The sequence below is a fragment of the Lysinibacillus agricola genome (assembly GCF_016638705.1).
In the GTDB taxonomy this organism is placed as follows: Bacteria; Bacillota; Bacilli; order Bacillales_A; family Planococcaceae; genus Lysinibacillus; species Lysinibacillus agricola.
The window spans coordinates 1,241,209-1,254,269 of sequence record NZ_CP067341.1 but is presented as its reverse complement, the minus strand read 5'-3'; the positions used below and the strand labels follow the sequence as shown (position 1 = coordinate 1,254,269).

Annotated in this window: 14 protein-coding genes; 2 read left to right on the top strand and 12 right to left on the bottom strand. The window is 38.3% G+C overall.

The features are described 5' to 3' along the window. Positions 1 to 59 precede the first annotated feature (59 nt). On the bottom strand, positions 60 to 821 hold the full coding sequence (locus tag FJQ98_RS05885; protein WP_053594169.1) for a dimethylarginine dimethylaminohydrolase family protein: 762 nt from the start codon (positions 819 to 821) through the stop codon (positions 60 to 62). Positions 822 to 836: 15 nt separating this feature from the next. After that, positions 837 to 1,709 carry a dimethylarginine dimethylaminohydrolase family protein gene (locus FJQ98_RS05880; protein WP_053594168.1) on the bottom strand — a complete coding sequence of 291 codons (873 nt, stop codon included), beginning with the start codon at positions 1,707 to 1,709 and terminating at the stop codon, positions 837 to 839. Between the two features lie 221 nt (positions 1,710 to 1,930). Between FJQ98_RS05880 and FJQ98_RS05875 the strand changes: the two genes are divergently transcribed. After that, entirely contained in the window at positions 1,931 to 2,671 is a 741-nt protein-coding gene (locus FJQ98_RS05875) for an IclR family transcriptional regulator (RefSeq protein ID WP_053594167.1), read from the top strand. Between the two features lie 491 nt (positions 2,672 to 3,162). Further along, positions 3,163 to 3,351 carry a 50S ribosomal protein L28 gene (gene rpmB / locus FJQ98_RS05870; RefSeq protein ID WP_004227417.1) on the top strand — a complete coding sequence of 63 codons (189 nt, stop codon included), beginning with the start codon at positions 3,163 to 3,165 and terminating at the stop codon, positions 3,349 to 3,351. Between the two features lie 596 nt (positions 3,352 to 3,947). Here rpmB and spoVM read toward each other — a convergent pair. From spoVM to def, 10 genes are read right to left on the bottom strand one after another with little or no spacing between them, the layout of a single operon-like run. Next, on the bottom strand, positions 3,948 to 4,055 hold the full coding sequence (spoVM, locus tag FJQ98_RS05865; RefSeq protein ID WP_143114739.1) for a stage V sporulation protein SpoVM: 108 nt from the start codon (positions 4,053 to 4,055) through the stop codon (positions 3,948 to 3,950). 18 nt (positions 4,056 to 4,073) lie between these two features. Further along, positions 4,074 to 4,727, bottom strand: coding sequence for a thiamine diphosphokinase (locus FJQ98_RS05860; protein ID WP_053594166.1), 654 nt, complete (start codon positions 4,725 to 4,727; stop codon positions 4,074 to 4,076). Next, complete coding sequence (rpe, locus tag FJQ98_RS05855; protein ID WP_053594165.1) at positions 4,724 to 5,392, bottom strand: ribulose-phosphate 3-epimerase; 669 nt, start codon at positions 5,390 to 5,392, stop codon at positions 4,724 to 4,726. Before rpe ends, FJQ98_RS05860 begins: the two co-directional genes overlap by 4 nt. A 2-nt stretch (positions 5,393 to 5,394) precedes the next feature. Next, positions 5,395 to 6,279, bottom strand: coding sequence for a ribosome small subunit-dependent GTPase A (gene rsgA, locus FJQ98_RS05850; RefSeq protein ID WP_053594164.1), 885 nt, complete (start codon positions 6,277 to 6,279; stop codon positions 5,395 to 5,397). Between the two features lie 11 nt (positions 6,280 to 6,290). Further along, complete coding sequence (gene pknB, locus FJQ98_RS05845; protein ID WP_053594163.1) at positions 6,291 to 8,261, bottom strand: Stk1 family PASTA domain-containing Ser/Thr kinase; 1,971 nt, start codon at positions 8,259 to 8,261, stop codon at positions 6,291 to 6,293. 2 nt (positions 8,262 to 8,263) lie between these two features. After that, positions 8,264 to 9,013: a Stp1/IreP family PP2C-type Ser/Thr phosphatase gene (locus tag FJQ98_RS05840; protein WP_053594162.1), complete on the bottom strand. Its 750-nt coding sequence runs from the start codon at positions 9,011 to 9,013 to the stop codon at positions 8,264 to 8,266. A gap of 6 nt (positions 9,014 to 9,019) precedes the next feature. After that, on the bottom strand, positions 9,020 to 10,159 hold the full coding sequence (rlmN, locus tag FJQ98_RS05835; RefSeq protein ID WP_053594161.1) for a dual-specificity RNA methyltransferase RlmN: 1,140 nt from the start codon (positions 10,157 to 10,159) through the stop codon (positions 9,020 to 9,022). Beyond that, complete coding sequence (rsmB, locus tag FJQ98_RS05830) at positions 10,159 to 11,520, bottom strand: 16S rRNA (cytosine(967)-C(5))-methyltransferase RsmB (RefSeq protein WP_201406651.1); 1,362 nt, start codon at positions 11,518 to 11,520, stop codon at positions 10,159 to 10,161. The genes rlmN and rsmB overlap by 1 nt, the downstream gene beginning before the upstream one ends. Continuing rightward, positions 11,517 to 12,458, bottom strand: a complete 942-nt coding sequence (gene fmt, locus FJQ98_RS05825; protein ID WP_053594159.1) for a methionyl-tRNA formyltransferase — start codon at positions 12,456 to 12,458, stop codon at positions 11,517 to 11,519. Before fmt ends, rsmB begins: the two co-directional genes overlap by 4 nt. Before the next feature lies 1 nt (position 12,459). Continuing rightward, positions 12,460 to 12,954, bottom strand: coding sequence for a peptide deformylase (gene def, locus FJQ98_RS05820; protein WP_053594158.1), 495 nt, complete (start codon positions 12,952 to 12,954; stop codon positions 12,460 to 12,462). Between the last annotated feature and the right edge of the window lie 107 nt (positions 12,955 to 13,061).

Here is a 13,061-nt window from a genome sequence, read left to right as displayed (position 1 = left end):
CTACTAAAGTACCCAATCAATTTTTCCCATTTAAATTGATTGGGTATTTTTACATTGAACTAAAAACGTAATGACAAGCAGCTTAACCCACCATCATGTTTTCTAAATTCAGACATTTCAAGCTCAATTGTTTGATAGCCTAAATCATTTAATTTACGATTTGTTTCTGGATAGCCCGCTGGAATAATGACATAATCATTTACTTGGATACAGTTTGCCGAGTACTCATCCTCTTTTGGAATAATAATTTTTTCATAGGATTCGAACGCAGGATGATCGATAAACTCCCCTGCTAGCACCATACGATTTTCACCAACATATGCGATGCCTGTTTTTAAATGGAAAAATTCTTTTAACGGAATAATCGTTGCCTCATAGCCTTCTTTTTCAACGATTTCTTTGAATTGACGAGCTCCTTCTTCATTCGTACGGTCAGAGATGCCGACATAAAATTTCTTTTCTGCCTGCAATACATCTCCGCCATCAAGTGTTCCTGGGCCTTCGATATAATACAATTTTTCATAGAACTTTTTAACAGCCGGTTCGATTTCCTCAATCTCACGATTACGAGCTTCTGCCCCAGGGTTTGAAATAATGGCAAACTCAGGTGTTAAAACAGCTGCATCCTCTACGAATGTTGAATCTGGGAAATCTTCATTCGCTGGAAGCTTTGTAACCTCTACGCCACATTGCTTTAAAGCTTCTACATATTTTTCGTGTTGCTCATATAATTTTTCTACAATTGGTTTTCCTAAATCACTAGTCGTTAAACCGTTTACATAACTATTTCCTGGATTTTTTACTATTACATTTTTAAACATTTGCTTCGTCTCCTTTTATCCTCTTATTACTGGACAAGTTAGACATGTAGGTCCACCTGTTCCTTTTACCGTAATTTCATTTCCTTTATATTCATAAACTTTTGCGCCTGCATCTAGTAATTGTTGCTTTGTTATTGGATTTCCGTTTGGCATAATACATACTCTAGGTGCAAGTGCTAAGACGTTACAGCCTAGCGCATCATATTCATCTTTCGGTACTTCAATTAGCTGAATTCCTCGTTCGATTAGAAGCTGACGGAAAAAAACTGGCATTAATCGTGAATGTACAACCGCTAAATCCTTGTCCACCATACTAATAAAGGACATTAAGTGTAAACATTCTGCTTCACCCAAATCATGTGGTAGCTGTACAACAATGAATTCATCGACAATATTCTCCGTCATGTCCTGTAGCTGACGAATAGCTTCATCATTCGTTCGATAGCCTCGACCTACAACGAGTGTACGGTCAGCAAGCCAAACAATATCGCCACCATCCGCAACAGCATCTCCCGTCAATTCTCCGATTATCGGAATGCCCTTTTCTTGTAAAAACGCTTTATAAACAGCTGCTTCTGATTGTCTTAATTTTTTGCCAGATTTTAAGATAATAGCCCCTTTTGACGTGAATTTGACAGGGTCATGTGCATATAGCGAATCCAACCCTACTTCATCTGATTCTGGTAAAAAATCAATTTTTTCAACGTACTTTTCGAGAATACTAATAAATTCAGCATATTCTCTAAGAGCCTCATTATAGTTTGGTTCCGATAAGTAGTTAAATGTTTCCCATTCATCACTAAGATGCTCTTGGCTTCGGAAAGCATCTTTTGGACGTTTTACGATTACGTGTTTCAAAGGTGCATACATTGATGAACAATAATGCATTCCTTTCACCCCTTTTCCGTGTAGTGGAAAACGTTTCCGTTAAAAGGAAAGTTTATATGTAAAATATATGTGTTTTGCGGTATACTGTCAATATATTTAGAAAAATTTCTATATTCATTCTTTTTCAGATAGGAAACGAAATGAAATACATATCCACGATTATGTAACTAGACGTAAACAAGGATTAAAAATAAAATAAATGAAGGAGAGGTGGGACATAAATGCAATTATTAGAACGAGCTATGACAATTGCTAAAGTTTTAGCTTCTGAAGCAGGCGAAAGCAGCTTGTCCATTTCAGAGCTTTCGGCAAAATGCAATTTGCCACTTAGTACATTACATAGAATTTTAAAAGCGATGATTAAAGAAGGAATGATTGAACAAGACGAACAAACTAAACAATATCAACTTGGTACAATATGGATGGAACTTGGCTTACAAGTGTATGATACGATGGACTACATTAGTAAAATTAGGCCTGAATTAGAGCGTTTAGCAAGAGAGGTCGAGGAAAGCGTCTATTTAAGTAAGCCTGCGGGTTTAGATACGATCATTATTGAAAGAATAGACAGTGCAGCTAATCCAATTCGTATTTACGATCAGTTAGGAATTCGTATACCGATGCATATTGGTGCTGCAAATAAAGCAATTTTAGCCGCAATGCCCGTTTCTCAAGCAAAGGAAATTATTGAACAGCTCATTCCGGATGAAGAAATCGCTGAATTAGAGGCACAGCTTGATCAAATAAGACTACAGGGATTTGCCATTAGTCATGGGGAAAGAACAGCAGGAACATCCTCAATGGCAGTTTCCATTTTAAATGGTTTTAATGAAGTAGTCGGTGCCGTAAGTATAGGTTTTGTTAGCTTTAACGTCTCAACGGAACATATTAATACCCTTACGGAGCGTTTAGTGGAAACTGGTAAACGTGTTTCTATGAAGCTTGGCTACCGTGGAAAATAAAGTGAAGCTTTAATCAATAGGGTTTGCTTCATTCCCTACAGAATCTTCTCCATCATGCTGAAAGTTAACGCGGAGATTAAAAAACTTCAATCATCTTATACCGATAATTGTTTTATCTAGGAATTAATAAACTCATCACCATAACGTGTGGTTGATTTCCGTTCCGACTGGGTTCCTGGGGGCATCGGGGCAACAGTTTTTTTTGCGCGAAAGCGAAGCGGCAGCGGCAGGATGTTTTTTTGCGTCCAGTCTCCACTCCAATCAACTTATATAAATGGCAGACGTTTTAAAAATGTCATCCAAAACTTTTGGTATGAGCCAATTAATACCACTTTTTTAACAAGTATTTTTTGTCTGTAAAGGTTTTTTTCTTGAAAGGTTATGTGAAAACTATTGCACTGAGCGTCATCGTATGTTAAATTATTATGGTATGTGAAATACCGGACTGAAATAATAATCTTTCAGCATCAACAGTAAGGAGGGAATACAACATGCCAAAACAATGTGTAATCACTGGACGTAAAGCTCGTACTGGTAACAACCGTTCCCACGCTATGAACGCTAACAAACGTACTTGGGGTGCTAACCTTCAAAAAGTTCGTATCTTAGTAGACGGTAAACCAAAACGTGTATGGGTTTCTGCTCGTGCATTAAAATCAGGTAAAATCGAGCGCGTTTAATCGTCGCTTCCAAAAAATCGATTTGGCATTTGGCGCAAATCGATTTTTTTCTTTCTTATTAACTGGGCAGACTACCAACCGCCTTAGTGAATATTTAGATAAAAGTATCATTTGTATTTAATCATCGTTCTAGTGGGCGACCATAAATACAATAAAATGATTAAGCCGCTAGCAATTACAAGGACACGTAATTGCTAGTGGCTTTCTTTATCAATAGCAATCCGGCACGGCAAATCGCCTATTATCTGTAGTATTTAGAATCTTCTACTTTTATCAATTTTTTGTATGTCAAAAATGAGCGTTATGGCTACTCACTTTATTTGAACAGAATAACCTCTAACAGTGATACGATAGTGCATCTGTTGTTGCTGCCGCTTCGCTTTCAGATGAATTCATTTTCATACGAATATTTTGAAGATTTATCGGAACAAAATCTCATTTTATCGGAACAATTTTAGCTTTTATCGGAACAATCAACATCGTGTTGCTGTCGCAACGGAAATCACCCCCTCGTTTTGCCGAAGAGCCATACTTTATTTAATACGACACCTTCATTTCATTGACATAATAGTTTTTCAACAATTAGAAAAATCCGACTAGAGTTTGTCGGATTTTTTTACTTTCTTTTCTTTTTTAAAAATGTTGATACACGTACGCGTAATACTACTCACAAATTTTGGTAGCTGGAACGTATATACTTTCAGGACTCTCTCCCCCTTACGCTAATCTATGCTTCTTATCATTAAACATATGCCTTGCGTGAAAGATATAGACCCTGAATTACCTATTATTTCATTACTTGTAAAGCGGGATGTACCGAGAGAGATTTCTTCATTTGTTGTTTCATACTTTACTTGCCTTAGTGTAACATCTTTAATCGGCTCTTCATGTGCAAAAAAAGATAAATAACGATATTGCTCGTTTGCTTCAATGTTGTGTGTGCCTGGCATTAAAAATTGCAACATATTTGCATGATTAATAATCTTCAATACTATCTGTGGATGCTCTTTTTGTAAACGATAAATTGAACGGACTGCTGCCTCATAATGATCTAAGCGTCCACCTGTCACACCTGTAAGTACAATTTCTAGCGGTGTATAGGTCAGGGCTTTCAATAACGCTAAGTCCGTATCTGTTTCATCTTTTTCTTCTTGGAATCGTTGTCTATCATTTGTATGTGCCATCACCAGTTCGTATTCCTCTTTTGATAGTGAGTCAAAATCTCCTACTATGGCATGTGGTGTGATTCCTTGCTCGATTAAATATAGCGCTCCTCGATCAGCTCCGATAAATAATACATCACTTTGCTCTTTAAACGGATGAAATGAGCAGAGTTCCTCTTTTGGTCCACCTGCACAAACAACGACTACTGTCATCCTTGAATCGCTGCCTCACCAGCAGCTAAAATTTCCTGAAGTGCCGCAGAACGATCTTCTTTACTATAAATTGCTGAACCAGCTACAAAAATTGTTGCCCCTGCTTTTGCACATGGAATAATAGTCTCAGCATTAATTCCACCGTCGATTTCTATAGCAATATCAAGATTACGTTCTTTAATAATAGCTGCTAATGCTTCAATTTTTGGTACTACAGAATGAATGAATTTTTGTCCACCAAAGCCTGGATTCACAGTCATGAACAACACCATATCAATATCCTCTAAAACGTGTTGAATAGATTCTATTGGTGTATGTGGATTTAATACAACACCAGGTTTGACCCCGTATGAGCGAATTAATTGAATTGTACGGTGTAAATGGCGGCAAGCCTCTACATGCACCGTAATATAGTCTGCTCCTGCTTTGGCGAATTGTTCAATATACTGATCAGGATTTTCAATCATTAAATGAACGTCTAGCGGTAAATCTGTTAAAGGACGAATGGCGTCTAATACGATAGAGCCAAATGAAATATTCGGCACAAAATGACCATCCATAACATCGATATGAATAAGCTGTGCCCCCGCTTTTTCTACTGCCTTTACTTCTTCTCCTAATTTAGCAAAATCGGCTGCTAAAATTGATGGTGCTATTTGTATCATCATTAATACCTCGGCTTTCGATCCATAATTTCTTGCATAAATTGTTCGTAGTGTTTATAACGGTAGTCACGAATTTCTCCCGCCTCAACTGCTACCTTTACTGCACATTTAGGTTCCTTTAAGTGTAGACAGCCTCTAAATTTACAATTATCTGCAATACGGGCCATCTCAGGGAAGCATGCGCCTAATTCTTCTTTTTCTATTTCATCAAAATCAAATGAACTAAATCCTGGAGTATCTGCTATTAAGCCGTCACACACCTCGATTAATTCGACATGGCGAGTCGTATGTTTTCCACGCCCTAAGCTTTGTGAAATAATGCCTGTTTTTAAATTTAAATCTGGAATTAATGTATTTAGTAATGTGGATTTCCCAACCCCAGATTGCCCTGCTAATACAGAAGTTTTTTCCTTTAAAATAGGCTGTAGACGATCCACTAATTCTTCCTCACCCTTATAAGTTTGTAGCACGGTATAACCCATGCTTTCATAATCTCCTATATAGCTTTGCAATTCCTCACGCTCATGATCTTCTAGCAAATCCATCTTTGTTAAACAAATAATCGGATGAACATGAAATGACTCTAAAACAACTAAGAAACGATCCAGTAAAATTGTATTAAAATTTGGTTCTTTTACGGAAAACACTAGAATACCTTGATCAATATTGGCTATCGGAGGACGTACTAATTCATTTTGACGTTCCATAATTTTTTGAATAGTGCCGTCAGATCCTTCTGTTTCCAGTGTATATTCTACAATGTCGCCAACGAGTGGGGATTCCCCGCGATTGCGAAATACCCCACGTCCTCGACATTGTATAAGTTGTTCTCCATCATATACATAGTAATAACCACTTAATGCTTTACGTATTTGGCCTTGCGCCATCTAATTCCCCCTTATTTAATATCATCATAATTGAAACTTTCTTCAGCAATAATTTGCGAATCACGTAGAATTTTATAGGCTACTTGTTGACCTTCTTCAACGACAAATTGTATTTTGTATTCCTTATCACTTGTAATAGGAAATTCAGCATACGGTTTTGCCATTGAATGGATTTTATCTTGAACTTCAATTCGAATTTGTTGTTCGATACCTTCCTCTGTTGGTTCATATGGAATCACCACTGTTGTCACATAAGTTTTCACAGGTTTTTCGGCAGGTCCTTTACTGATGACAACAGCTATTGTAGAGCCTGCTTCAACTGAAGTTCCAGCTTTTGTCAATTGTGAAATAACACTTCCAGCCGCTACTGTATTATTATAGTCTTCACGAGAAATACGCCATTTTAAGCCTTGTCTACTTACGTACTCATCCATTTCAGCTTTCGTGTAATTCACAACATTATCTACGGTAACCATTTTTACACCGGCGCTTACTTTAAATTTCATTGATGTATCTTTAGCGATTACTTCTTCTGGTGGTAGCGGCTCTTGTTCAATAATTGTTCCTTCTGGCTCTGTAGAATATACGTCGCTAATTTCTGGCTCTAAAAATTTACCCTTTAACATTGATTGAACTTGGCTGATTTGCTGCCCTCTATAATCATCCACTTTCGTCTTTTCTACTCCAAGACTAACGACTAAGTCTACTTCCGTACCTTTTACACGCTCCGTCCCCTCAGCAGGGTTTGTTTCAATGACCTTATCCTTTTCTATGTCCTCATCATAACGCTCCTGAGGTTCTTCACCAACAGTAAAGCCTTCAGCCTCTAATTTCTTAGTAGCTTCCACAATTGTTAGATTAGCCACATCAGGTACAGATATCTTTTTCGGGCTAGTTGCAAATAACAAGAATAGGGAAATGGCGATGGCTGCTATTACTAACCCAGCAACATATAATGGCCACTTTTTCTTTTTCTTTACAGGTACTGCCTTTTCAACGGGCTTCTTAGCTTCGGGTTTCGGCTTTGATTGCGTAATTGGTTCGATTGCTCTTGTCTTCGTTAAATCTTCGTCTTTACGTAGAGTTGGTTCTTTTATAATCGGAATAGCCTTTGTCACATCATTATCTACCGGTATGACAAATTTTGGTTCATTCATACGATTTGGCGATAAAACTGTCTCTAAATCTTCTTGCATTTCTTCTACAGTTGAATAACGATGGGAAGCATCTTTTGCTGTAGCTTTTAGCACAACATTTTCCACGCTTTGTGGAATAGTAGCATCGAATGCACGAACTGACGGTGTCTCAGCTTGTAAATGCTTAAGGGCTATCGAAACAGCTGACTCGCCAGAAAACGGCAATTCTCCTGTTAATAATTCATATAAAACAATCCCAAGTGCATAAATATCAGATTTATTTGTTGCTGTGCCGCCACGAGCCTGCTCTGGTGACAAATAATGCACAGTTCCAAGCACGGAGTTTGTTTGTGTAAATGACGTTGCACTAAGCGTCATCGCGATGCCAAAGTCAGTTATTTTCACATTACCCTCAGCATCCATTAAAATATTTTGAGGCTTAATGTCACGATGGATAATATGATTTTCATGAGCATTGGCAATGGCTGATGTTAACTGCTTCATAATATGCACACTTCTAGCAGGAGAAATTGGTGCAAATTCCTGTATGTACTGCTTTAACGTTTTTCCTTGAACATACTCCATTACAATATAATGTAGATCACCATCATCCCCTACATCATAAACGCTAACAATATTTGGATGTGTAAGGCTTGTAGCAGAAAGTGCCTCACGTTGGAAACGTCGATGTAATTCATCCTCATTGGTAAAATCATAGCGTAATATTTTAATCGCTACATCCCGGTTTAAAATCATGTCATGTGCTAAATAAACATTGGACATACCCCCGCCACCAATGAGCCCTATAATTTTATAGCGGTCACTAATTCGTTTACCTACAAGCATACTTACACCTCCTCATCTTGCCTTGTGAGTAGCACGAGGGAGATATTGTCTTCCCCCCCGCTTGCATTTGCTAATTCCACAAGTTTTCGTCCTTTTTCTTCTATTGAATCTGGATACGTAATAATTGATGCCATTTCATACACGGTTAGTTTATTACTTAAACCGTCAGAGCAAATGAGTAAATACGATTCTGATGCTAAATCAACTTCATAAAAATCTGGTTCAATCGTTTCTTCTGTACCAACAGCTTTCAAGATGAAATTTTTCTTCGGATGTGTCAACGCTTCCTCTTCACTTATTTCACCATTTTCAACCAGAACATTTACATAGGAGTGATCTCTTGTTATTTGTTGTGCACCATCTTCAAAGAAATAATACACACGACTATCACCAACATGTGAGATAAAGCAATGATTTTTTTCAATTAACACTGCAATAAACGTCGTGCCCATTCCTTTACAGTCTTCATGTGATAAAGAATAGTCATATATATTTTTATTTAATTGCTTGACTGCTTGTAATAACCACTCTTTTTTTGATGTTGTTGATGCAAATTGATGTGCCTCTGCCTGTAAAAAAACGGATTCTATCTGTTTCATCGCCATATCACTCGCTACATCGCCAGCATTATGACCACCCATGCCGTCCGCTACAAGTGCTAGTGCAAGCCCGTCTGGACGTTTAAAAAACGCCGCACGGTCTTCATTAATTGCTCGTTTTAACCCAATATCACTTTCGACTGTGTATTTCAACACTGGTCACCTCGTCTCTTCAGATCTCTCTTGCGCACGTAATTGACCACACGCAGCTGCAATATCAGAACCTTGCTCTCGGCGGATCGTTACGTTAATACCATTCTTCTTTAAAGTTTTTTCAAAGGCAAAAATTTGACTACGAGATGTGCGAACATAATCACGTTCTGGTACGTAGTTTACAGGAATTAAGTTCACGTGGCATTTAATTCCTTTTATTAATGCGGATAATTCTTCTGCAATTTCAACTGAATCATTTTCACCAGACATTAAACCATACTCAAAACTAACACGTCGACCAGTTTTTTCGGTATAGTAACGGACGGCTTCCATTAATTCATCCAATTTGTAAGCACGTGCAATCGGCATTAGTTTTTGACGAGCCTCTTGGTTTGGTGCGTGTAAGGATACTGCAAAGTTGATTTGTAGCTGCTCATCAGCAAATTGATAAATTTTTGGAACAATCCCTGATGTTGATACAGTGATGTGACGAGCACCAATATTTAATCCTTTTTCATGGTTGATGACTTTTAAGAAGCTCATCATTGCATCATAATTATCGAAAGGTTCTCCAATACCCATAATGACGATATGTGACACACGCTCGCCCACTTCATCTAAAGTCTGCTGTACTTTGACAACTTGCTCCACGATTTCCCCTGCTAGTAAATGACGTTTTAATCCACCTAAAGTTGATGCACAAAACGTACAGCCAATTCGGCAACCTACTTGTGTTGTCACACAAACAGAATTCCCATATTCATGACGCATTAATACAGTTTCAATAGAATAGCCGTCTTGTAATTGGAATAAAAACTTGATCGTACCATCTTTAGATTCCTGCTTAATAATTGTTGACAATGTCGTTAATGAAAAACTTGCTTCTAGCTTTTCACGTAATCCTTTTGAAAGGTTTGACATTTCTTCAAATGTTTTCACTCGTTTATTATAAAGCCAATCAAAAATTTGTGCTGCACGGAACGGTTTTTCACCATTTTCCTTTAACCATTCTTCTAGTTGTTTCGGCTGTAATGAGTATACCGATTCCTTTAAATTTGGTTTTTCTTTTTTAGCTCGAACAGGCTTGTCTTCTGCTTCTTCAACTAAGTCGCTTATACGCTCATTAAATTTCTCTTGATCCACCATTAGTTGGATTCTCCTTTTTTACGAAAGGCGGCAACGAAGAAACCGTCACTGCCAAAGTCTTGTGGAAAGACTTGAAGCATGCCATTTGCTTGCTTTTCCGCTAATTTTGTTGGTAAAGATTCTAGTTGTATAGCTTCCATTTCTGGATGCGTTGATAAAAAGGCCTCTACAGTGCCTTCATTTTTCTTTTTATCGACTGTACATGTACTGTACACAAGCTTGCCATCTATTTTCAATACTTTTGTTGCAGCATCTAATAGCGCCAATTGTATTTTTTGGAGGTTTTCTAAATCTTCCTCTCGTTTTGTATATTTAATATCTGGCTTGCGGCGCATAACACCTAAACCACTACAAGGTGCATCGACTAAAATAGCGTCGAATGATCCTGGTTGTAGAAAATCAGGTGCTTTACGTCCGTCAATCGGAGCAGTCTCTACGATATCAATACCTAGACGATCCGTATTATGGTCGATTAAATCTAATTTATGAGGGTGAAGGTCAGTCGCTAAAATCGATCCTTCATTTTTCATAATTTCAGCTATATGTGTTGTTTTTCCACCTGGAGCTGCACACATATCTAAGACGCGCATGCCAGGAGATGGATTCAAAACATTTGCTGGAATCATGGAGCTTTCATCCTGAATAGTAATAAGCCCTTCTTGGAATGCCTTTGTTCGAGCTGGCTGACCATTTGTTACATGTAAGCATTCAGGCATTAGATCACTTCTTTTCGCTGATAAACCTTCCGCTTCTATGCTGGCAATCGCTTGCTCGACGCTTCCTTTCGTCATATTTACACGTACAGTCTGCACTGGAGGCACATTATTTTCATGTAACATTTCAGTTGCTACTTTAATACCATAGTTATCGACAAAGCGTTGCACTAACCATTCTGGATGACTCGTTTCAATGGTAAGGCGCTCAATCGGATCTTTAATGTCATCCGTAGAAGCTACACCCTGACGTAAAATAGATCGTAAAATACCGTTGACCATTGAAGCAATCCCTTGGTGACCTCGACGCTTGGCAATTTCTACAGCTTCATTCACCGCTGCATGAGGTGGTATACGCGTTAAATAATGCATTTGATATAAAGATAAACGTAAAAGCCAGCGCACCCAATGATCCACTGAACCACGAATAAATGGTTCTAAATAGTAGTCAAGTGTCATTTTATATTGTAGAGTGCCGTACGTAATTTCTGTTAAAAGCGCACGATCCTTCGCTTCAATTTTATGTCGCTTTATCGTTTCATTTAAAAGTAAATTACTATAGGCTTGATTTTTATCTACTGCTAACAGAATAGAAAGTGCAGCATCGCGCACATTTCCATCCCAAATTACTACGCTTTTTTTACTCATTTAAACTGGTCCCCGATCTGTAATTTAGAACCTGTACCACGTAAATATTCCTCTGCTGTCATGCGTTTTTTACCAGCGGGTTGTACATCATACAGGGCAAGTGTTGTTCCATTTCCAGCTGCAACTTCAAAATGATCCTTTGAAATCGCAACAACCGTACCAGGAATAGCATCATTCTTCGTGTTACCAACCTGTGCCCACCAAATTTTAAAGTTCCCATCTTCAAATGTTGTATAGGCAACTGGCCATGGATGAAGACCACGCACTTGATTGTATAAAGTTGTAGCATCCTTTGTCCAATCGATACGTTCCTGTTCACGTGAAATATTGCTTGCGAAGGTTACTTGTGCTTCATCCTGCACTGTACGATTATTTGTTCCATTTATAATAGAAGGAAGTGTTTCTTTTAATAAATCGCTGCCCACAGCACTCAGCTTATCAAATAGTCCACCTGTATGATCTTCCTCTTCAATTGGGATAGCCTTTTGAGATATGATATCACCAGCATCTAGCTTTTGCTCCATATACATAATTGTTACACCAGTCTCTTTTTCACCATCAATAACTGCTTGGTGAATAGGTGCCCCACCACGATACTTCGGTAAAAGTGACGCATGGACGTTAATACAACCAAGCGGTGGTGCATCTAGCAATTCTTTCGGCAAAATTTGTCCAAAAGCTGCCGTTACGACTAAGTCAGGCTGTAAATCAATAATTTGCTGTAATTCCTCAGAACCACGTAGCTTTTCCGGCTGAATAACAGGTAAACCTAACTCCATCGCTGCTGCTTTAACAGGTGGTGGTGTTAACACACGCTTACGCCCAACTGGACGATCTGGTTGTGTAACTACAGCTTTAATATCATAGCCTTCATGATGTAGCATACGCAAAATTGGCGCGGAGAAATCAGGTGTGCCCATAAAAATTATTGATGTCATTTTATTCCTCCTCTTCGGCGTACATTGCTTCAAGTTCTTCTTCGGTTACAATGCGTTTGATTTTTGAATCGAATAGCACGCCATCTAAATGATCGATTTCATGTAAAATTGCTCGTGCATCAAAGCCTCCCGCTTCTAGCTCATATACACGTCCTTCACGGTCACATGCTTCAATTTTCACATATTCAGGGCGTTCAACCTCCCCGTATAATCCTGGGAAGCTTAAGCAACCCTCAATATCTACTTCAGCTCCATCCGTTTCGATAACAGTTGGATTAATCATTTCTAAAATATCTCGTTCCTCGCCAAGCTCGACAATTGCAACACGTAAGCCTACATTTATTTGTGGTGCTGCAATTCCAACGCCATCATATTCAACCATTGTGTCATATAAATCATCTAGTAATGTAATAGTTTCTTCATTAATTTCTGTTACTTCCGCGCACGGTGTTGATAATACCTTTGCTGGATGTTCTACAACTTTTTTAATTGCCATTTTATGTTCCTCATTTCTATATTTAAGGCCTATACCTTGTTAAATTGTAATGCCTCGGCATAATTGCCTGGGATAGTCTTTTGTAGAATCTTTCTGCGGGTTCATCA

Coding starts and splice junctions, on each gene's coding strand:
- FJQ98_RS05885 (WP_053594169.1), bottom strand. CDS start 821: ATGTTTAAAAATGTAATAGTAAAAAATCCAGGAAATAGTTATGTAAAC.
- FJQ98_RS05880 (WP_053594168.1), bottom strand. CDS start 1,709: ATGCATTATTGTTCATCAATGTATGCACCTTTGAAACACGTAATCGTA.
- FJQ98_RS05875 (WP_053594167.1), top strand. CDS start 1,931: ATGCAATTATTAGAACGAGCTATGACAATTGCTAAAGTTTTAGCTTCT.
- rpmB (WP_004227417.1), top strand. CDS start 3,163: ATGCCAAAACAATGTGTAATCACTGGACGTAAAGCTCGTACTGGTAAC.
- FJQ98_RS05860 (WP_053594166.1), bottom strand. CDS start 4,727: ATGACAGTAGTCGTTGTTTGTGCAGGTGGACCAAAAGAGGAACTCTGC.
- rpe (WP_053594165.1), bottom strand. CDS start 5,392: ATGATACAAATAGCACCATCAATTTTAGCAGCCGATTTTGCTAAATTA.
- rsgA (WP_053594164.1), bottom strand. CDS start 6,279: ATGGCGCAAGGCCAAATACGTAAAGCATTAAGTGGTTATTACTATGTA.
- pknB (WP_053594163.1), bottom strand. CDS start 8,261: ATGCTTGTAGGTAAACGAATTAGTGACCGCTATAAAATTATAGGGCTC.
- rlmN (WP_053594161.1), bottom strand. CDS start 10,159: ATGGTGGATCAAGAGAAATTTAATGAGCGTATAAGCGACTTAGTTGAA.
- rsmB (WP_201406651.1), bottom strand. CDS start 11,520: ATGAGTAAAAAAAGCGTAGTAATTTGGGATGGAAATGTGCGCGATGCT.
- fmt (WP_053594159.1), bottom strand. CDS start 12,458: ATGACATCAATAATTTTTATGGGCACACCTGATTTCTCCGCGCCAATT.
- def (WP_053594158.1), bottom strand. CDS start 12,954: ATGGCAATTAAAAAAGTTGTAGAACATCCAGCAAAGGTATTATCAACA.